This window comes from Leisingera sp. ABM4_060, assembly GCF_056158765.1.
The window spans coordinates 1,436,097-1,454,876 of sequence record NZ_JBSWTX010000001.1; the positions used below are offsets into that span (position 1 = coordinate 1,436,097).

Sequence of the window (18,780 nt, forward strand, 5' to 3'; positions counted from 1 at the left end):
TGGATGGTCCCCAAGGCGACGGCACTGATTGACTAGGAGCGAGCATGACACAGACATTGGAGATCGGCAACAGCGTGCAGCCGCTGACCAACGTTGCGAGAATGGCGGCAATGGTGACAGAGCTGCAGAACCGGGTGTTCGGTATGCCCGGCCTCGGGGTGTTCTACGGCTACCCCGGTTACGGAAAGACCTTCGGCGCCATTTTCTGCGCCTCTGCCTTTGACGTCATCCATATTTCCATCCAGGGCGACTGGACCAAGAAGACCTTTCTGGAACGGCTGCTGCTGGAACTCGGCATCTCGCCCAAGCGGGTTGTTCCGGACATGGTTCTGCAGGCCTGTGAAGGGCTGGCCCAGGATGGCCGCACGCTGATTGTCGATGAAGCCGACTATGCCTTCCGGCGTGGTATTATCGAACTGATCCGGGACTTGCACGATGGATCGGACACCCCGGTTGTCATGATCGGTATGGAAGAGTTTCCGCATAAGCTCAAGAAGTTCGAGCTGATCGACAGCCGGGTCATGCTGAGGGAGGCGGCCCAGCCGGCCACCCTCAAGGATGCCCAATTGCTTGCTGGCGTTTATGCCGAGGGCATCGAAATTGCGAATGACCTTCTGAATTCCATCCTGGAACGCAACACCGGCAATGTGCGGCGCATGGTGACAGACCTTGCCCAGGTCAAAAGCGAGGCGGGCAAGCTTGGCCTTAAAACCATGTCCAAATCGGACTGGGGCGACATGGAATTCCGCCGCAAAGATGCGCCTCGTCCGCGTGCGGGGCTGCTGAAATGATCACGGTCACCACCCGCAACGCCGCCGAAAAGGAAATCCTGGAGTTCATCCAGACCCGGCTGCGGTTCACCCACCAGGAAGTTGCCACCCATTGCGAGGCCAGCGATTGGGCGCGGGAGAACTTCCTGCGCGCCCTGCAGCGCCAGGGCGTGGTCACCGAATGCGGACGCGACGGCTGCACCCGGTTCTATACCGTTTGGGGCGTTGATGAGGCCAAAGAAATCATTGCCGCCGCCAACGGGCGCGAGTTGGACACGGCCTGGTCACTGCAGCGCCTGGACCAGCTGCTGGGCAAGATGCGCGAGACTGGCGCCGAAGTTGAAATCCCGACACCAGAACCGCGCAGCCCGGAAGAGCAGCAGATCTGGAAATACATCTCCGAGCGGCCCTATTTCACCTCGGCAGACGTGGCCTCCATCTGCGCAACGGAAGCCACCAGGACACGGTTCCTCAACCGCCTGAAGCAAACCGGCGTGATGCGGGTTTGGGGCCGCAGCGAGGGAAAAACCTTCCTGACCGTGAAGACGCCGGAAGAAGCCCGGGAGGATGCCAAAGGCAAGCGCGGCACCAAAGACGGCGCCATTTGGTCTGCAATGCGCCAGCAGCGGCGGTTCCGGCCCATTGACCTTTTTGCCGCGCTGTCTCCGGCCCGCCCTGATATCTCCCAGGAGTACATTCTGAAGTACTGCAGGACCCTGCGCCTGGCAGGCTACCTCCGCGTAGCCGCCCGCACCCGCGTTCTGAAGGCTGAAACCTCCTTGTTCCTGATTAAGAACACCGGCCCGCTGCCGCCTCAGAAAAAGAACATGACCGTCGTCGTCGACAGCAACGATGACAAAATCGTCTATGCACCAGGAGGGCGCCTGTAATGAGCGACCGCATGATCGTTGCCCAGGACGCTTGGGGCGACAACCTTCCCGACTGGGTCAAAGTCCTGGTTCAGGAATGTGACCAGTCATCCCAAAACCAAGTCTCGGCAAAGCTGAAAATCAGCGCCCCAGTCATCAGCCAGACCATCCGCAACAGCTACCCCGGCAATCTGGAAAAGGTGGAACAGGTGGTGCGCGACGTCTTCATGAACGCGCCGGTCCAGTGCCCTGCCCTGAAAACCGAAATCTCCAGCGAAGCGTGCCTGAACCACCGCCGCCGCGCGGAAATCTGGTCCCACTCAAACCCGTTCCGGGTCCGGATGCAGCGCGCCTGCCGTGTCTGCCCGAAATTCACCAAGGCAGCCGAAGAATGACGCAGCAGCTTCCCCTCAAAACCCGGATCGCAATCCGGCTCCGTAGCCTTGCCGACCTGCTGGACCCGGCAGGCGCCTAGACCCCGCGCGGCATCGCGCACAACCCAGCCTCCCAACTGAAAGAACCACTCATGACTGAACACGCCCCCCAAGAACACCGGCAGAGCGATTTCAAGCCCGCCCCGATCCCCAGCGGCCAGGTTGAAGTCAACGGGAGAACCTATATGCCCGATGCCAAGGGTTCTTTGGTCCCCCTGGAGCTGGTGAAACCCCAGGACCTTTTCCAGGACGAGACGGTCCGCACCATCGCCGGATTTGCAATTGCGCTCAGCAACCAGGTTTCCCGGTTCAAAGCACATGTCTTTGACGACATTTCCACCTTCGAAGAGGTGCTGGCGCTCAAGTACGACGCCGCAATCGGCGGCCCGAAAGGGAACAAAACCCTATTTAGCTATGACGGCCTGTTCAAGGTCAGCGTCCGTATAGCGGATCAGTACGACTATGGGCCGGAGCTGCAGACTGCGAAGTCTCTGGTGGACGAGTGCCTGAACGACTGGGCCGCCAATGCAGACGCAAGGCTGCAGTCGATTGTCTCCGATGCGTTCAATGTGAACCAAGAAGGCAAAATCAACCGGGCTGCCTTGCTGAAGTTGAAAAAGCTGGACATCACCGACGAGCGCTGGCTGCGGGCCATGGAGGCAATCAAAGACGCTGAACGCGCTGTCGGCAAGGCAACATATGTCACCTGTCACCAGCGCTCCGCACCGGACGCACACTGGCAACATATTCCCATCGATTTGGCCAAAGCTTGAGGTGCCCAGATGAGCGCTTTGACCTTCTTTGACCCGCGCACCTCGGCTGAGGTTTCCGGCGATGACAGCCCGGTTTCCGGCGGCGTGCGCGCGGTCCTGGAACGCGGCTACGGCGGGCGGGTGAATTCCGGCCGCCTGGACGCCGATTTGCTGGCCGCCACCCTGGAGGAGCTGCAGGGTATTTCAGAGGCCCTGGGGCTCCCCCTGCGTGTCCTGCAGCGCCGCAGCGGACTGCTGGAAGCCGCATTGGCCAGGCAGATTGCCGAATGAACGGCGCCGCCCTGTTTCTGGCCGCGCTGCGGGCCTCGCACCCAGACATGGTGGCTATGTACACGAAAGGGCGGTGCTACAGCCTGTTCCTCATAATGAGGACAATCTGGCCCCAGGCGGAGGCGTACTATTCTGCGGACGAAGGCCACGTTTACGTGAAGCTGGACGGCGCGTTCTTCGACATCCGCGGCCGCCATTTTTCGCTCCCCAAAGACCTTGCGCCTTTGGACCACCGGCGGGGAGATAAACCGCACCGCTGGGGCAAGAGGGACCGCAGGCGCCTGACCTTTAACACCAGTAATTTGGAACCGAACACATGCCCATGACCAAAAAGGAAATTCAGGAAAGCCTGCGCGGCGGCTACTCAAACTTCGCCAAACTGCACCGCCGTGCCGGGCTGCAGCTCAGCGGCCGCTTGGGCGTCCTGAAGAACGAGGCCGAGCTGGCTAAGCTGCAGCCCGGGGAGTTCGACGCGCTGGTGCGTGCGGAAATGGAGGCGGCGGCCCACCGGATGGCAACCTCGGCAGAAGCATTCCATCCGGTTGTCCCGCTGGTTTCAGTGGAGGCGGCAGAATGACCTTTTTTCTTTCAAGCGACCCAAGGTCGGCACTGCGCCTAAAGTCATTCGGCGCAACGACCAAAGGTGCCAAGGCCACCGTGAAGATCGAGCTGGAAACCGACGATACTTTCGAGTTGGCCCATGCGCTAAAGAGCTTGGCTGAGGTACAGTCCGGCCAGAAGCTGCCGCGAAAAACAGCCACTGAGCGCCGCGCAATCAAGCCCCTTGCCCTGCCGGCTCCGCATGCTTCACTCCCAGCCCCGGAGACCGAAACATGAGCGGCAACCTGAAACGCCAGATCTTCGCCCAGTGCCGCCAGCTCGGCCTGGAAGATGAAGACCGCAAGGCGATGCAGCGTCAGGTCACTGGCAAAACGTCCCTGACCGATATGGACCAAACTGATCTGCTGAAGGTGGTCAGTCACCTGAAGGAGGCTGGGGCCAGCAGCAAGCCTGGCGGCAAGAAGAAGCACCCGCGCGCCAAGCACGGCGGTGTGCGGCTCATCCATGTTCTGTGGAGCCTCCTCGGCGCCCACGGCGAACTGAAAGAGCCCGGGCGGTCCGGCCTGAACAAGTTCATCCGCAAGCGCTTCGGGCACACCTGGGGCGCCGAGCTGGCCGACGTGGATATGTTGACTGAGCATGAACAAATCAGCGACGTGATCAACGCGCTGAAGGACTGGTGCTGGCGCGCCGGCATCGAGCTGGAACAGTAGGGGGAACCGCCGATGGCAAAAGACACTCCCGAGTTTCCAAGACCCACGGCGCAGGTCGAACCCTATTTTGAGGTGCTGGGCCTGGAGGACACCTTGAAGTTCCTGGAAGAGTTTTCCGGCACAGAAGTCCGGATTTCCCAAAATCCCCGGCAGACCAACAAGGTCGTCGCAGTCGTCGGCTACGCTAAGGCAAAGTCACTAGGTGCCGTGTCCCACCGTCTTCAGCCCAGGGTGCCGACCGCCAAGAAATGGCGCGCCAAGGTCTATTCTTCATTGGGCTTGAAAGTTTCGCAAATAGCCCGCAAGCTTGGGGTGACCGACGTGACCGTCCGCAAGTACCTGGACGACCGCTCACGGGACGACCCCAATCAGCTTTCCTTCTTCTGACCGATTTGCCCGCAAGCCGTTGCGGGCATTTTTTTTGCCCCCCGGCTGCCAATTTGAACCCCATTGAAACGGGGTTTTAAGGGGCCGAAAATGGGCATTCAAAGCGGCAAGCTCACCGGGATTGAATTCAACGAGGCGCGCTGGGTTGGCCGCGAGATTGTTCCAAGCCTGGTTATCCTTCACGACACCGCCAGCCGGATCGAAAAGGGCAATGCCGCCCGTTACCTGCAGGACAACGAAGCCAAGGTTTCGGTCCACTTTGTGATTGAGCTGGACGGCACTGTTACCCAGCAGGTGCCCGTCCGCCGCCAAGCCAACCACGCGGGCAGGTCTGAATACCACGGCCGCAAATGGTGCAACGGGTTCTCCATCGGCATCGAACTGGTGAACCCCGGGCTCATGACACGCAGTTCCGAAACCATGGCGCGCACCTGGTTCGGCCAGAAACTCAGCATTGCGGAATACGGCATCGAGGAGGCGGAAACGCCCCAGCACGGCCGTGGCTTTTGGATGCCCTACCCCGAGGCGCAGATCGAAGCCCTTTTGGACCTATTGCAGCGGCTCTTCTCGGGAATCCCGTCCCTCGCAGACATTACCACCCATTGGTATGTCTCACCCGGCCGGAAGAAGGACACAAACCCTCTGTTCCCGCTTGAGCATATCCGCTCGCTGATCCTGGGCCGCTCCGATCCGGCCGAAGAAGACCTGGCCGACGGGGAAACCGACACCGCGGCGGAAGAGATGGTGGTCACCACCACACCCCGCGACACGCTCAATTTGCGCCGCTGGCCCAGCTTTAATCCCAACGTCATCGCGCAGATCCCGGACGAGACCCGTGTTCCGGTTCTCGCCACCGTCACCCTGGGCAACCGCAAGTGGCTCAAGGTCGTCTATGGCGGCGCTGAGGGCTGGATAGCCGCGGCTTACGCCGATCCCATCACGACTTCGAAAACTGGCTTTCAAGGGGCAGCAAAATGAAGAACAAGGACAAGCTGATTGCATTCCTGGGCACCGTCGCCCCGACCATCGCAACCGCTCTTGGCGGGCCAATGGCGGGCGTCGCAGTCAAGGCGCTCAGCAAGGGTATCTGGGACGCCGAAGACGTTCCCGAAGACACTTTGGCCGAGTCCATTTTGACCAGTGCTCCGGCTGACCTGGTCAAGCTGAAGGAGATTGAGGCGGACTTTGCTGCCCAGCTTGAGGAGGCCGGTATTGAGCTGGAGCGCATCGCCGCCAACGACCGCGCCAGCGCCCGCGCCCGGCAGGTTCAAACCGGCGACTGGGTGCCGGGCATTTTGGCTGCGGCCGTTGTCCTCGGCTTCTTTGTGGTGCTGGCGTTCGTTTCCCTCTACGACCTGCCCGCGGCCACCGGCCCTGTCGTCACTCTGCTGATGGGTTCCCTTGCTGCGGGCCTGACCCAGGTGCTGAACTTCTATTTCGGCTCGTCTGTCGGCTCCAAGAGCAAGGACGCGGTGATCGCCGGCATGAAAGGCGGTGCCGCATGATCCGGCTTTTTGCTCTGGCCGCCTGCCTGGTGCTGGGCCTCGCCGCACAACGGGCCGCGGCAGTAACCGTCGCCTGCTACGACACCTGGGCAGAAATGTCGGCTGCGCTTGCCGACCAGTACGGCGAATACCGGGCCGCAGAAATGCTTGGCAAGAACGGCCACGCCATTTCCCTGTTCACCTCCCCGGAAACGGGCACCTGGACGGTCACTTCAACGCCCCCAGGCGGGCGCACATGCACCTTGGGCTATGGCACGAACTTTCAGGCCATGGGCCGCGCCGAACCGGAACCAGCCGGGGAGCTGCATTGATGGAGTTCGACCCGACCTTCACCTGGTCCAACCTGCTGTCTGCCGGCTCCTACGCTGTTGCGTTAGGGGCCGTTATCTACACCTGGTTTGCGACGCGCCGATCTGATGTTGATGACCGGTTCAAGGCCGGTTCAGACCGTATGAACGGGTTGGAAAAACGCATCCAGAGTGCTGAGCAGACGCTCAGCACCATGCCCCAGAAAGACGACATCCATTCGCTTCAGCTTCTGCTCTCGGAAATGGGCGGGGAGCTGAAGGCGATGCGGGCGTCCATGCGGGCTATCGCAGAAAGCCAGACCCGGCTTGAGCACATCTCATCGCGCCACGAAGATTACCTGCGGGAAAACACATGAGCTACAACGACTTCAACCGCAAGCACCGCCGCCTGGCCATCCTGCGCCACCTCGAGGCCTGCACGGACTACACTTCCAACGCCTCAATCCTGACCGATGTGCTGGACCACGTCGGCGTTGCTTCCACCCGGTCCCAGGTCCTTACCGAGCTTCAGTGGCTGAAGGAAAACGGCTTTATATCGACCAAGGAGAACGGCGATTTTGTCGTGGCGACGGCGACTATCGCCGGGGCCGAGATTGCAACGGGCCGCTCCACCCATCCGGAGATCCAGCGCCCCAGCCCGAAGGCTTGACCGATGCCCAAGCCGCGCAAGATCAACATGATGCCCGCCGAGGTCCGGGATTGGCTGCACCAGACGCTGAAGAACAGCGGCTGGAGCGGCTATGAAAAGATCGCCGACGACCTGAACGCCAAGCTGCAGGAAGAAGGCATCGAGCTGCAGATCGGCAAGTCGGCCGTTCATGAGTACGGCAAGGAATACCAGGAGTTCGTCAAGTACCAGGAGCAGGCCAGTCAATGGGCCGAAAGCTGGATGACGGACAACGGCCTGCAGGAAGAGGCGCAGCGCCATAACGTGCTGTTCCAGATGCTGACCACGCTGGCGTTCAAGTCCATGCAGCACCAGATGACCCAGGACGGCGGCGAGATCGACCCGCGCGAGCTGCACTTCCTGGGCAAGATGATGAAGGACCTCATGTCCAGCTCTGGCATCCGCGAAAAGCTGATGGACGATGAGCGCGACCGGATCGCGGCCGAGGCGCGGGAAGCAGCCGCCGGTGAAGTCAAAAAGGCGGCCACCCAGCTTGGCATGACCGCGGACACCGTTCAGGCAATCCGCGAGCAAGTATTGTTCGGGGGTAAGCGGTGAGAAACCTTACTTCAACTGATCACGCGGCCGAAAGTTCCTCCAACACCGCTCGACCGCAGTCGGAAAAGGTCCTTGCAGTTGTGGCAATTGAGAATGTCCCCGTTTTTCTGGAGGGGGTAAAAATCTTTGACCTTAACCAGACAATTCGGGCAAACGTACTGGTGAAGCTGGTAGCAGTCCGTCTCCTCAACCAGTTCCCAAACTTCCGCACCAAATTCGGTTTTGAAAAGGGCATATTTTCTCTTGGTATCTTCAAAGTCTTCCTGCGCCTTTGCCTCAGCCTGGAAATCCTGAAGCTTGGTCTGCACCTCAAGGTTTGTAGCGCGCGAGCGGAAAAGCTCTTCCGCAAGCCGTCCAGCAACTGCTTGCACCTCCGCCAAATCACTGTCTTTTCCTGTTTCTTTAAGAGAGTTGTAGGCCTCAATTCCGGTTTTGGCCGCGTCACCCCCCTGTTTGAGAACAGTCAAAGCTGCGGCAATCGTCGCCAATTCGATCATTTTAAAGTCCTCACTCAAGTATCAAAAACACTTATTGCTAGCATTCAATGCCTGGCCGGGAGATTCTGCAATGTCTGCTGAAGCTCTGACCGACGAAGAATGGGAAGAACTGCGCGCCAAGAGCCGCCAAGAGTTCCCGGAGATCCTTGATACATCCGAAGGCCTGCCGGCGGTGCTGTTGTCCTATCAGGCGCAGCTCTTGCAGACGACGGCCCTTTACCAGTTCACGGTCTGCGAGAAATCCCGCCGGATCGGGATGACCTGGGCGGTGGGCGCCGATGCCGTGCTGACGTCCGGCGCGTCCAAGGCAGCGGGCGGTATGGACACGCTCTATATCGGGTTCAACCTGGATATGGCGCAGGAGTTCATTGATACCTGCGCCATGTGGGCCAAGGCCTTCATTCCAGCGGCAAGCTCGGTTCAGGAATTCCTCTTCAAGGACCAGAAAGACGGCGAAGAAGACCGCCATATTCAGGCCTTCCGCATCCGCTTCGCCAGCGGCTTCCAGATCGTCGCGCTCACCAGCAAGCCGCGCTCGCTGCGCGGCCGCCAGGGCTATGTGATCTTTGACGAGGCCGCCTTCCACGACGAGCTGGACGAAATGCTGAAGGCGGCCAACGCGCTCCTGATGTGGGGCGGCAAGGTCCTGGTCATTTCAACCCATGACGGCGACGCCAACCCGTTCAATGTCCTGGTCAAGCAGGTCAACTCAGGTGAACGGGGGGACATTGCCAAAGTCGTCCGCGTGACATTCAACGAGGCCGTGGCCTCCGGGCTTTATGAGCGCATCGCCCTGGTCACCGGGAAAGAGGATACACCGGAGGCCAAACAGCAGTGGATCGACAGCATCCATGCGGTTTATGGCGACGACGCCGACGAGGAGCTGCACTGTATTCCCAAGGCCGGAACCGGCGCCTGGCTCCCTGCCCCGCTGATTGAAGCCCGGATGACGGCAGACGCGCCCGTCCTGCGGCTGGAGCTGCCGGGCAACTACCTGCACCTGACACAGCAGCACCAGTCCGAGCACATGCGCGCATTCATGCGGGAGCTGGACCAGGTGCTGTCCGGCCTGGACCTCACGCCGCATTACGCGGCCGGGTTCGACTTCGCCCGCGTCGCGGATCTGTCTGTTCTTCCTCTGCTGATGGTGGAGCAAAACCTGCGCCGCCGGGAAGCCATGTCGCTGGAAATGCGCAACGTGCCAGGCACTGAGCAGAAGGCCATTGTTGGCGACGTCCTGGACTGCGTGCGGGAACGCCTTCTGGGCGCGGCCTTCGACGCCACCGGCATGGGGTGGACAGTGGCCGAAGACATGGGCCGCCGCTTCGGCCTGCGCGAAAGCGAAGACACACCTGGCCTGATCTGGGCCATCAAGTTTTCCCAGGAATGGTACCGGCTGCACATGCCGCCGCTGAAAACCGCCTTTGAAGAAGACATGATTTCCATCGGCGCCGACGATGACCACGTCACCGACCTGCGCGCCGTGAAAACCATCCGCGGTATTCCGCGCGTGCCGGAGATTCGGGACGCGGAGAAAGCCAGCAAGAGCGGCAAGAAGCGCCACGGTGACTATGCCATCGGCCTGGCGCTGGCGCATTTCGCATCCCGGATGCGTTACGTCGCCTACGATTACCGGGCGGTAAAGCAAGCGCATCAGACCGGCGGCGCAGCCCAAACCAGCGCCGAACGCCTTGCCCGCAATCGCGCTGCAGATGCCCCGTCCCGCAACCCGTATTCAAGCCCTCTGGGCGCCCGTATCCGAGGGGGAATGTGATGCCCAGGAAGACCAACCGCAGGAAGCAGATCCAAGCGAAGAAGCAGGCCGAGACACGCAAGCGGGGCAAGCACCCTGGCAACCAGGCACTGCGCCCTCAGCTCCGCGCGGGCAGTTCCGCCTTCAGTGCGACGGCGCTGTTTCTGGGCGCTATGCTTCGGGGGACGCGATAATGGCAGACCGCTACCAGCTCGTGGACCCTTACGGCCGGCCGGTCAAACGGGGGCTTCTGACCCAGGAAGTCGCCAAGGCTGAATTCGGAACGATCCGCTCGCCGATTTCAGGTTATCCGGCTGACGGCCTGGACCCCGTGCAGCTTGCTACCATCTTACGCCAGGCTGACCAGGGCGACCCGATCAGCTACCTTGAGCTGGCTGAAGCCGTCGAAGAGCGCGATCCGCATTACTTGGCTGTTCTCGGCACCCGTAAACGGTCTGTGAGCCAGCTCGACATCACAGTCGAAACCAAAGGTGACGAAAAGCACGCTGGCGCTCTGCGCGACTGGCTGACCCGTGATGAGCTGCAGACCGAGCTGTTTGATATGCTGGACGCTGTAGGCAAGGGTTACTCCTTTACTGAAATCATCTGGGAGCACGTGGACGGAATGACCGTCCCCGCCCGGCTGGAATGGCGCGATCCGCGCTGGTTCCGATTTAAACGTGACGACCTGCGTACCCCGGTCATGCTGACCGATGGCGGCCAGGAGGCCGACCTGCCCGCTTTCAAGTTCATCTTCAGCACCATGAAGGCAAAATCCGGTCTTCCCGCCCGCAACGGACTTGCCCGTGTTGTGGCATGGACATGGATGTTCAAAGCCTTCACCCAGCGGGATTGGGCGATTTTTACCCAGACCTACGGCCAGCCGATCCGGGTCGGGAAGTACGGTCCCGGCGCATCCGAGCATGACAAGGACACGCTTTTCGGTGCAGTTGCCAATATCGCGGGAGATTGTGCCGCGATCATTCCCGAAAGCATGGCAATCGAGTTCATTGAGGCCAAGAGCGCCAGCTCCTCCAGCGACCTATACAAGGAGCGTGCAGTCTGGCTGGACGAACAAACCTCCAAGGCAGTTCTGGGCCAAACTGCTACCACCGACGCAAAGACCGGCGGGCTGGGGTCCGGCAAAGAGCACCGCGAAGTTCAAGAAGACATCGAGCGGGCTGACGCGGTGCAGCTCCGCGGCCATCTCAATCAGCAGCTCGTCCGCGCATTCATCGACCTGAACTACGGTCCCCAGAAGATCTATCCGCGCCTGATGATCGGGCGGCCGGAAGAGGAAGACCTGGTGGCCTGGACCGAGGGGGTAACGCCTTGGGTGGATCGCGGGATGGAAGTCCCGGAGAAAGTGGTGCGTACAAAGTTCGGTCTGCCCGCCCCGAAAGGCGGGGAGAAAGTCCTGGGCAAAAAGCCCGAAACCGCCTCGAACCCGGAGGCGCAGCCCCCGGCAAAGGACGGCAATACTCCTGAGAGCGGATTTAAAGGGGGTTTAAAGGGGGTGAAGCAGGTTCCGGAAGGGGAAGCCGCGCTGCAGGCCGAAGAAACGGCTTCTGGGGCCGCTGAGGCGTTTTCGCCGGTAGCGGCTTTGACGGGTCAATTGGAGCAGGATGCGGCGCCAGCAATGGGCGAGATCCTACAACAGGTCGAAGTCATGATGGAGGCTTCCTCCAACCTGGAAGAATTCCGGGAGCACCTGCTGAGCGCATATCCCAATTTGAGCGTGGGCAGGCTCGGCGGCATCATGGCCCAGGGCATCGCTGCTGCGGTTGCCGGCGGCCGGGCGATGACCGAGGAAGAAGCCGGTGACTGACCAGGTTGCCGCCATCTTCCGCCAGCCGTTCCCCCATCAGGTCGCGGCATTCCGGACGCGGCTTGGCAACTTGGTGCCCACCAGTGCCTGGGATGATCTGCCGGGCGCAGCTCACGACCGGAGCTTTGCAGTAGCCGGAGCTTTCAAAGCGGACCTGCTGGCGGACCTGGCTGCCGCGGTGGACCGGGCGGTTACAGAAGGCACCGGCTTTGAAGCCTTCAAGGATGATTTCCGCGCGATAGTTGCCCGCCGCGGCTGGACCGGCTGGACCGGGGAAGGCAGCGAGCGTGGCCAGGCCTGGCGGATGCGCACCATCTACCGCACCAACATGCGCACCAGCTTCATGGCCGGGCGCCTGGCGCAGCTCCGCGGCGGCAATTTCCCGTTTTGGGTTTACCGTCACGGCGGGTCATTGGAGCCGCGCCTGCAGCACCTGTCCTGGGACGGGCTGATCCTGCCTTCAAAACACCCATTCTGGCCCCTGGCCTTCCCGCCCAATGGCTACGGCTGCAGTTGCAAGGTGTTCGGAGCCAGGTCTATTGCCGGGGCGATCCGGCGCGGCGGCAAGGCGGACGTAAAGCTGAAGGACGGCTGGGAGAAGCCCCTGGCAGAAACCGGGGCGCCTGCCGGTATTGACGAGGGCTGGGGTCAGGCGCCCGGCGCATCTGTTGCCGACCTGGTGCAAGTCATGGCGAATAAGACGGTGAATTGGCCCTATTCCATCGCCCGCGCCTACCTGGACGATTTCCCGGCGGTACAGCAGGACGCGCTTTCCAGTGCATACCGGAACCTGCCCTCGCTCATGACCGATTTGCGGCGCTATGCGGCGGCCGTGCAGCAAGGGCGCCAGGTGCAGCCCATCCGGACCATGGGCCGCCTGACCCAGGCGCACCGGGAGCGCGTGAACGAGATCCTGGGCAGTGACCTTGAGAACTACCACTTCACGCTGGACGCCCCGGCCGTCCGGCACATCCTGTCGGGCCACGGCAGTGCCTCTGAGGCTTTGCGCGGGCAGATCCCGGTCAGCGCGGAAACCTACGCCCTCCTGCCCCGCATCCTGGACAGGCCGGACGTCATCGAGGAGGCAGGGCAATCGCGGGTAGGCTTGCCAGTGGTGCGGTTCTCCCGGCGGATCGGCGGGATTACTTACACGGTGGCCATGGAGATCCGCGGCAAGAAGCGCCGGATGCTCGCTGTTCAATCCATGTGGGGGAGAAGAGCTTCCGAAGGGTCCCCGACCTGAACGCCCGAACACGGTTCCAGGTTATGAGCCTGGCGGTCTGATGCCCCCAACGAAAGCAAGAGAAATATAGCCATGGCCGGACTTGTTTACAACACCGACACCCTGGACCCGATGCTGGAAGCCTTGCGCCAAGCGCTGGAAGACCCTTCCGAGGCGATGGCGGACCTGGGCGAGCTGCTGGTCGCATCCACCCAGGATCGGATGCAGAGGGGAGAAAACCCCGACGGCACCCCCTTTGCCCCGCGGGCGCAATCGACCCTGAAGCGGTACGCCAAACTGGGGCTGGCTTTTGGCGCGCCGCTGAATCAATCCGGGGACATGCGAAACACCCTCTTCTATGAGGCGGACAAAGACGGGCTGGAATACGGCTCCAATGCCATCCAGGCGGCGGTGATGCAGTTCGGCGCCAAGAAAGGCGCCTTCGGTTCCTATGAAGGGGCGGGCTTTGGCGGCACCAGCCCGACTGTCTCAATCCCCTGGGGAGACATTCCGGCGCGGGAGTTCATCGGCATTTCCGACGATGACCAGGCCAACATGGTTCTGGAGCTGGAAGAGTGGCTGCAAAACGCCGCTGACAGCCGGGATTGACCGGCGGCGCCAGGCGCGCCAACCTGCAAAACAAGCTGCTCTGCCCGAATGCCCGCAAACCGTTGCGGGCATCATTTGTTTTCGGCCCCTGCCAGATTGGCGGGCATGGGAAAAGAGTTTGAAACCACCACAATCGCGCTGCAGTCCGAGATCCCCGCCTCCGCGGAGGACGGCGGGGTGCCCGAATGGGTGCAGCTTCTGCCTGCGGCGTCTGGGGTGGTGCGCACCAACGACAGCCGGGGGCCGTACAATGTAACCGACGCTCAAAAAGTGATCGAAAGCAGCTTTGCCCAGTCGCAGAAGCTGCCGATTGACGAAAACCATGCGCTGGATCTTGCCGCACCTAAGGGGCTTCCCGCCCCTGCCCGCGGCTGGATCGTCGCCATGCAGGCGCGCGAAGACGGCATCTATGGCCAGGTCGAATGGACCGAAGCAGGCCGCGAGCTGCTGAAGGACCGCGCCTACAACGGGATTTCTCCCGTCATCACCCTGCAGAAACCCAAGGGCCGGGAAATCCTGGCCATCCCGCGCGCGTCTTTGGTCAACCGGCCGAACCTGCAGGGCATGACCGCGCTCAATCACCAGGAGACCGAAATCATGGATTTCCAGCAATTCGTCGCCTCGCTGCTGGGCCTCAAGCCCGACGCCAGCGAGGAGGCAGTGCGAACTGAACTGAATGCCCGCCTGGACGGCGGCAGCGATGAGCTGCAGTCCCAGATGGGCGAAATCGGCGTTGCCCTGGGCTGTGCCGAAGGCGCCAAGGCGGCAGACATTCTGGCGGCGGCCAAGACCGCTGGCTCGGACAGCAGCAAGGACGACAAGATTGTCGCCCTGCAGTCCACCGTAGAAACGCTGAGCGCAACCGTCACCACGTTGCAGGGCGACACGAAAAAGACCGCGGCGGAAGCTTTCGTGGACAACGCCATCAAGGAAGTCCGGGCTGGCGTGCAGGCGAGCCGCGACCGCTTCATCACCCTGCACCAGCAGGACCCGGAAGGCACGGAAGCCCTTATCAACGGGCTGCCCAAGCTTGACCGCACACACACCACCATTCTGCCGCCGCCGCCCAAAGAGGGTGAGGTTTCGCTGAATGCGGCAGAAACCGACGTGGCAGCCCAACTGGGGCTGAGCGCAGAAGACTATGCCAAAGCTGAGGAGGAAGGCTGATGACTGCCCTGACCAGTGACCGCAACACCCCTCAATCCCTCGGCGACAACAAGATGGGCAAGGCCGAAGGCGCTGTGCAGATCTTCGCAGGGGCCATCGTCATGCGCACCGCGACCGGCTTTCTGACCAAAGGCCAAACGGCCTTGAACCTGGTCGCAGTCGGCCGTGCCCACACCCATGTGGACAACCGCAACGGCGCAGACGGCGCAATGGACGTACCCTTTCTCCCGGGTTGCTTCCGCTACGCCAACTCGGCCGCGGCGGATGAGATCACCGCGGCCGACATCGGGCAGATGGCTTACGTCGTGGACGATCAGACGCTTGCCAAAACGGACGGCGGCGGCACCCGCTCCCGCGCCGGCTTCATCGACAATGTTGACGCCCAGGGCGTCTGGGTCCGCTTCGACGAAGCGCTGACCAACGCAGGCTAAGGAGGCCGCAATGCACATCAATGCTTCTACTCTTGAGGCCGTTCGCAAGGGCTTTAAAGCCCATTTCAACCGCGGCCTCGGCAAGGCGCCGTCGCAGTACATGCAGGTTGCTACCGTTGTTCCGTCGTCCACCAGCGAGGAAACCTACGGCTGGCTCGGGAAAATGCCGAACATGCGCAAGTGGCTCGGCGACCGTGTCGTTCACGGCATCACCGAACACGGCTACACGATCAAGAACGACGACTTCGAACTGACCATCGGCGTTGACCGCAATGCGATCAAGGATGACAAGCTCGGCATTTACGCCCCCATGTTCGAAGAAATGGGCCAGTCGACCCAGGCGCTTCCCGACCAGCTGGTTTTTGAGCTGCTGAAAGAGGGTTTCAATACCGCCTGCTATGACGGCCAGAACTTCTTCGACACCGACCATCCGGTCCTGGACAAAGACGGGGAAGTTACCACCGTCTCCAACACCGGCGGCGGTGCGGGCGCGCCGTGGTTCCTGTTGTCGACCAACCGGGCACTGAAGCCGATCCTGTACCAGGAGCGCGAAAAGCCCAACTTTGTTGCCATGGACGACCCGAAGGACCCGCGCGTCTTCCATAACAAGGAGTTCGTCTACGGGGTGGACGGCCGCTGTAACGTCGGTTTCGGCTACTGGCAGATGGCCTATGGCTCCAAGCAAACGCTGGACGCTGCCAACTATGAGGCCGCCCGCGCTGCCATGACCGGCATGAAGGGCGACTACGGCCGCCCGCTGGGCATCACCCCCAACCTGCTTGTGGTTGGCCCCGCTTTGGAAGGCGCCGCCAACCGGCTCATGAAGAATGAGCAGGTCAACGGCTCGGACAACGAATGGAAAGGCACCGCTGAGGTGCTGATGGTTCCCTGGCTGGCATAAGGGGCTGATCTGATGAACAAGGAACGTGAAGACCTCTTCGCCCGGGCCAAAGAGCTGGAACTGAACCCGGCCAGGAACATCTCCACCGAGAACCTGAAAAAGGTGGTGGCGGAAGCCGAGGCAAAGGCAGCCCCGAAGACCAACACGGAGGATGGCGCCCCGGCAACGGGTGCGCCGGCTGCTGAAACGGGACAGCAGCCCGCAGCCGGGACGGCATCAGCCACCGCCGCCCCGGCCACCGAAACCACCAGCACCCAGGACCAGGACCAGGACCAGGACCAGGACCAGGACCAGGACCAGGACCAGGACCAGGACCAGGACCAGGACCAGGACCAGGACCAGGACGCCGAAGGCGAAACCGGCGGTCAAGCGGGAGAGCAGCCCGGCCCCGTAGAAAGCCAGGTCGTTGTGCTGGGCCCGGAAAAGGGCCGCTGGCGGATCGGCCGTAAGTTCACCCGCGATGAGACCATCATCCCGCGGGGTGACCTCGAAGACGACGACGTCGCGGCCCTGATGAACGATCCGGAGCTGATCGTTTCCATCCGCTGACTCTGCAGGCGGCGCCAGGCGCGCCGCCGCACCCTTCCCGAACCCCCGAGGGCACCATGGCCTACACCACACAGGACAAGCTGGTTAAGCGGTATGGCGAAAGCCTGCTGATTGAGCTGACAGACCGGGCCGAAGTGCCGACTGGCCAGATCGACGCCACCGTGGTTGCCGATGCCATCGACGGCGCGGCCGCATTGATCGACGGCTACCTGCAGGGCCGTTACGTCCTGCCGCTGTCCGAAACCCCGCCGCTGATTGAGAAGCTGGCCGAGGCCATCGCGATTTACGATCTGCACCTTTACGAGCCCGACGCCAAAAAGCTGAAGGATCACAAGGACGCCATGGCAGCTCTGAACAAGATTTCTGAAGGCAAGATCCGCTTGCCGGTGCAGGGCATCGAACCTGACACCAAGCCCACCAATGGCGTGCGCGTCACCGACCGGAAACGCCCGCTGACCGCCGCCAACATGAAGGGCTTCATCTGATGCTGGATGCGATTGTCAGCCGGTTGAACGCCCAGGTGCCCGCGTTGTCCAACCGGGCAAAGCCCGTGGCTGACCTGGTCGAAATGATCCGGAACAACCGCCTGCCTCAGAATGCTACCGCGACGGTCTCGCCCGCGGGGCTGAAGGGCGGCACGGCCAGAACGGGCACCGGCGCATTCACCCAAGCCCTGGACCGGGGTTATTCAGTGCTGCTGATCGCCCCTTGCCAGTCCAAGACCGGCGCCAAAGCGCTGGACGAGGTGGACCCGCTGATTATCAGCGTGGCCTCTGCCCTGGCAGGTTGGGCGCCGGTCAACGGGCCGGGCGTGTTTCAGGTGGACCGGGGGCGTCTCCTCTCCATCACCCAGGGCCGCCTCCTCTATGAGCTGGTCTTTTCCATCAACACCGAACTGAGGGTCACACCATGAGCAAAGGTCCCCTGCCCCAATCCGGCGGCAGCTTCATCCGCCGCCCTGAAGGCGAGCTGGAGCAGGTCGAAAAACCGGCTGCCGACCCGAAGCCGAAGGCACCCGCCCCGGCCAAACCCGCCGCGAACCCCCGCAAGGAAAAGGAGGCGTAAATGGCCGCCCCGATCTACTGGCGCGACAAGCGCATCCTGTTCAAGCTGGAAGGCACTTACGGCACCGACGCAGCCCCGACCGGCGCGGCCAATGCCATCCTGGGCTATGACGTGACGCTGAAGCCGATGGAAGGCCAGGACCAGGAACGCGACCTGGAACAGCCCGGCATGAGCGCCAACGGCACAATCCCGCTGGACCTGCACTCAAAGCTGACTCTGACGGTTGACCTCAGCACCTCCGGCACGGCGGGCACCGCTCCCGCCTGGGGGCCGCTGCTGCGGGCCTGCGCTGTTGCCGAAACCATCACCCCCGGCACCTCTGTGGAATACACCCCCATCGTGAACGGCCAGGAAGCCGGAACGGTGCATATCAGCATCGGCGGCACCCGCTATGTCATGCTCGGCACCCGCGGCACAGCGGAACTGATGCTGGATGCCCAGCAGACACCCAAGATCAAGTTCGACCTGACCGGCCTGTTCTCGCTGCCCACCGACACGGCGGCACCGACTGTTGATCTGGCGTCCTGGATCGAACCTCTGGTGGTCAGCCACAACAACACCCCGATCTTCACCATTGGCGGTACCAGCCTGGTCATGAAAACCGCCAAGCTGGCCTTGGGCAACAAGGTGGAGCCGCGCTTCCTGGTCGGCGCCGAGCGGATTTTGGTCACCGACAAATCCGAGCTGTTCGAAACCACCGTCGAAGCCCAGCCGCTGGCCAACTTCAACCCGTGGCAAAAGGCCATGGCCCAAACGCAGGACCCGGTGGTTGTGACCCATGGCACCGAGGCCGGGAAGATCGCCACGCTCAACCTGCCCACCGCCCAGATGCAGCGGCCGGGGCTTTCACAGTCCCAGGGCATCACCGAATGGCCCCTGCGCATGGTGCCCCGCGCCGCCACCGAAAACGGCCAATGGTCGCTGACCCTCACCTGATCTGAAG

29 protein-coding genes are annotated in these 18,780 nt (G+C 62.0%); 28 read left to right on the plus strand and 1 reads right to left on the minus strand.

Annotated elements, in window-relative coordinates; all coding sequences use genetic code 11:
* Positions 1–44 precede the first annotated feature (44 nt).
* The 16 genes from ACXAEH_RS07085 to ACXAEH_RS07160 all read left to right on the plus strand — a co-directional run bounded on the left by ACXAEH_RS07085 (position 45) and on the right by ACXAEH_RS07160 (position 7,815).
* Positions 45–791 (plus strand): AAA family ATPase, encoded by a 747-nt coding sequence (locus ACXAEH_RS07085; RefSeq protein WP_475031755.1) that lies wholly within the window; start codon positions 45–47, stop codon positions 789–791.
* Positions 788–1,660, plus strand: coding sequence for a hypothetical protein (locus ACXAEH_RS07090; protein WP_475031756.1), 873 nt, complete (start codon positions 788–790; stop codon positions 1,658–1,660). Before ACXAEH_RS07085 ends, ACXAEH_RS07090 begins: the two co-directional genes overlap by 4 nt.
* Entirely contained in the window at positions 1,660–2,034 is a 375-nt protein-coding gene (locus ACXAEH_RS07095; RefSeq protein ID WP_475031757.1) for a hypothetical protein, read from the plus strand. The genes ACXAEH_RS07090 and ACXAEH_RS07095 overlap by 1 nt, the downstream gene beginning before the upstream one ends.
* A 131-nt stretch (positions 2,035–2,165) precedes the next feature.
* Positions 2,166–2,846, plus strand: a complete 681-nt coding sequence (locus tag ACXAEH_RS07100; protein ID WP_475031758.1) for a DUF3164 family protein — start codon at positions 2,166–2,168, stop codon at positions 2,844–2,846.
* 9 nt (positions 2,847–2,855) lie between these two features.
* Positions 2,856–3,116: a hypothetical protein gene (locus tag ACXAEH_RS07105; RefSeq protein WP_475031759.1), complete on the plus strand. Its 261-nt coding sequence runs from the start codon at positions 2,856–2,858 to the stop codon at positions 3,114–3,116.
* On the plus strand, positions 3,113–3,442 hold the full coding sequence (locus ACXAEH_RS07110) for a hypothetical protein (RefSeq protein ID WP_475031760.1): 330 nt from the start codon (positions 3,113–3,115) through the stop codon (positions 3,440–3,442). The genes ACXAEH_RS07105 and ACXAEH_RS07110 overlap by 4 nt, the downstream gene beginning before the upstream one ends.
* On the plus strand, positions 3,439–3,693 hold the full coding sequence (locus ACXAEH_RS07115) for a hypothetical protein (RefSeq protein ID WP_475031761.1): 255 nt from the start codon (positions 3,439–3,441) through the stop codon (positions 3,691–3,693). Before ACXAEH_RS07110 ends, ACXAEH_RS07115 begins: the two co-directional genes overlap by 4 nt.
* Positions 3,690–3,953, plus strand: a complete 264-nt coding sequence (locus ACXAEH_RS07120) for a hypothetical protein (RefSeq protein ID WP_475031762.1) — start codon at positions 3,690–3,692, stop codon at positions 3,951–3,953. The genes ACXAEH_RS07115 and ACXAEH_RS07120 overlap by 4 nt, the downstream gene beginning before the upstream one ends.
* Positions 3,950–4,390 carry a gp16 family protein gene (locus ACXAEH_RS07125; protein ID WP_475031763.1) on the plus strand — a complete coding sequence of 147 codons (441 nt, stop codon included), beginning with the start codon at positions 3,950–3,952 and terminating at the stop codon, positions 4,388–4,390. Before ACXAEH_RS07120 ends, ACXAEH_RS07125 begins: the two co-directional genes overlap by 4 nt.
* Positions 4,391–4,402: 12 nt before the next feature.
* On the plus strand, positions 4,403–4,777 hold the full coding sequence (locus ACXAEH_RS07130) for a helix-turn-helix domain-containing protein (RefSeq protein ID WP_475031764.1): 375 nt from the start codon (positions 4,403–4,405) through the stop codon (positions 4,775–4,777).
* A 90-nt stretch (positions 4,778–4,867) separates the two neighbouring features.
* Entirely contained in the window at positions 4,868–5,755 is an 888-nt protein-coding gene (locus tag ACXAEH_RS07135; protein ID WP_475031765.1) for an N-acetylmuramoyl-L-alanine amidase, read from the plus strand.
* Positions 5,752–6,282, plus strand: coding sequence for a hypothetical protein (locus tag ACXAEH_RS07140; protein ID WP_475031766.1), 531 nt, complete (start codon positions 5,752–5,754; stop codon positions 6,280–6,282). The genes ACXAEH_RS07135 and ACXAEH_RS07140 overlap by 4 nt, the downstream gene beginning before the upstream one ends.
* A complete protein-coding gene (locus ACXAEH_RS07145; RefSeq protein WP_475031767.1) occupies positions 6,279–6,593 on the plus strand; it encodes a hypothetical protein in 315 nt (104 codons plus the stop codon). Before ACXAEH_RS07140 ends, ACXAEH_RS07145 begins: the two co-directional genes overlap by 4 nt.
* The gene (locus tag ACXAEH_RS07150) at positions 6,593–6,946 is read left to right on the plus strand and encodes a DUF2730 family protein (protein WP_475031768.1); all 354 of its coding nucleotides are present in this window, start codon (positions 6,593–6,595) and stop codon (positions 6,944–6,946) included. Before ACXAEH_RS07145 ends, ACXAEH_RS07150 begins: the two co-directional genes overlap by 1 nt.
* Positions 6,943–7,239 (plus strand): VpaChn25_0724 family phage protein, encoded by a 297-nt coding sequence (locus ACXAEH_RS07155; protein ID WP_475031769.1) that lies wholly within the window; start codon positions 6,943–6,945, stop codon positions 7,237–7,239. The genes ACXAEH_RS07150 and ACXAEH_RS07155 overlap by 4 nt, the downstream gene beginning before the upstream one ends.
* A 3-nt stretch (positions 7,240–7,242) precedes the next feature.
* Positions 7,243–7,815 carry a phage protein Gp27 family protein gene (locus ACXAEH_RS07160; protein ID WP_475031770.1) on the plus strand — a complete coding sequence of 191 codons (573 nt, stop codon included), beginning with the start codon at positions 7,243–7,245 and terminating at the stop codon, positions 7,813–7,815.
* An 11-nt stretch (positions 7,816–7,826) separates the two neighbouring features.
* On the opposite strand, the gene ACXAEH_RS07165 is transcribed toward ACXAEH_RS07160, so the two are convergent.
* On the minus strand, positions 7,827–8,312 hold the full coding sequence (locus ACXAEH_RS07165) for a hypothetical protein (RefSeq protein WP_475031771.1): 486 nt from the start codon (positions 8,310–8,312) through the stop codon (positions 7,827–7,829).
* A 70-nt stretch (positions 8,313–8,382) separates the two neighbouring features.
* Between ACXAEH_RS07165 and ACXAEH_RS07170 the strand changes: the two genes are divergently transcribed.
* The 12 genes from ACXAEH_RS07170 to ACXAEH_RS07225 all read left to right on the plus strand — a co-directional run bounded on the left by ACXAEH_RS07170 (position 8,383) and on the right by ACXAEH_RS07225 (position 18,773).
* Positions 8,383–10,086 carry a terminase large subunit domain-containing protein gene (locus ACXAEH_RS07170; protein WP_475031772.1) on the plus strand — a complete coding sequence of 568 codons (1,704 nt, stop codon included), beginning with the start codon at positions 8,383–8,385 and terminating at the stop codon, positions 10,084–10,086.
* Positions 10,087–10,258: 172 nt separating this feature from the next.
* A complete protein-coding gene (locus tag ACXAEH_RS07175; RefSeq protein WP_475031773.1) occupies positions 10,259–11,893 on the plus strand; it encodes a DUF935 domain-containing protein in 1,635 nt (544 codons plus the stop codon).
* On the plus strand, positions 11,886–13,136 hold the full coding sequence (locus ACXAEH_RS07180) for a PBECR3 domain-containing polyvalent protein (RefSeq protein ID WP_475031774.1): 1,251 nt from the start codon (positions 11,886–11,888) through the stop codon (positions 13,134–13,136). Before ACXAEH_RS07175 ends, ACXAEH_RS07180 begins: the two co-directional genes overlap by 8 nt.
* A 72-nt stretch (positions 13,137–13,208) precedes the next feature.
* A complete protein-coding gene (locus tag ACXAEH_RS07185) occupies positions 13,209–13,724 on the plus strand; it encodes a phage virion morphogenesis protein (RefSeq protein WP_475031775.1) in 516 nt (171 codons plus the stop codon).
* A 105-nt stretch (positions 13,725–13,829) separates the two neighbouring features.
* On the plus strand, positions 13,830–14,891 hold the full coding sequence (locus ACXAEH_RS07190; protein WP_475031776.1) for a phage protease: 1,062 nt from the start codon (positions 13,830–13,832) through the stop codon (positions 14,889–14,891).
* Positions 14,891–15,322, plus strand: coding sequence for a hypothetical protein (locus ACXAEH_RS07195; RefSeq protein ID WP_475031777.1), 432 nt, complete (start codon positions 14,891–14,893; stop codon positions 15,320–15,322). The genes ACXAEH_RS07190 and ACXAEH_RS07195 overlap by 1 nt, the downstream gene beginning before the upstream one ends.
* Before the next feature lie 10 nt (positions 15,323–15,332).
* Positions 15,333–16,223, plus strand: a complete 891-nt coding sequence (locus tag ACXAEH_RS07200) for a Mu-like prophage major head subunit gpT family protein (RefSeq protein WP_475031778.1) — start codon at positions 15,333–15,335, stop codon at positions 16,221–16,223.
* 12 nt (positions 16,224–16,235) lie between these two features.
* Complete coding sequence (locus ACXAEH_RS07205; protein WP_475031779.1) at positions 16,236–16,772, plus strand: hypothetical protein; 537 nt, start codon at positions 16,236–16,238, stop codon at positions 16,770–16,772.
* Between the two features lie 56 nt (positions 16,773–16,828).
* The gene (locus tag ACXAEH_RS07210; protein ID WP_475031780.1) at positions 16,829–17,257 is read left to right on the plus strand and encodes a gp436 family protein; all 429 of its coding nucleotides are present in this window, start codon (positions 16,829–16,831) and stop codon (positions 17,255–17,257) included.
* Positions 17,257–17,685, plus strand: a complete 429-nt coding sequence (locus tag ACXAEH_RS07215; RefSeq protein ID WP_475031781.1) for a phage tail terminator protein — start codon at positions 17,257–17,259, stop codon at positions 17,683–17,685. Before ACXAEH_RS07210 ends, ACXAEH_RS07215 begins: the two co-directional genes overlap by 1 nt.
* Positions 17,682–17,837: a hypothetical protein gene (locus tag ACXAEH_RS07220; protein WP_475031782.1), complete on the plus strand. Its 156-nt coding sequence runs from the start codon at positions 17,682–17,684 to the stop codon at positions 17,835–17,837. The genes ACXAEH_RS07215 and ACXAEH_RS07220 overlap by 4 nt, the downstream gene beginning before the upstream one ends.
* Positions 17,838–18,773 carry a phage tail tube protein gene (locus tag ACXAEH_RS07225; RefSeq protein ID WP_475031783.1) on the plus strand — a complete coding sequence of 312 codons (936 nt, stop codon included), beginning with the start codon at positions 17,838–17,840 and terminating at the stop codon, positions 18,771–18,773. It begins immediately after the preceding gene.
* Positions 18,774–18,780 lie beyond the last annotated feature (7 nt).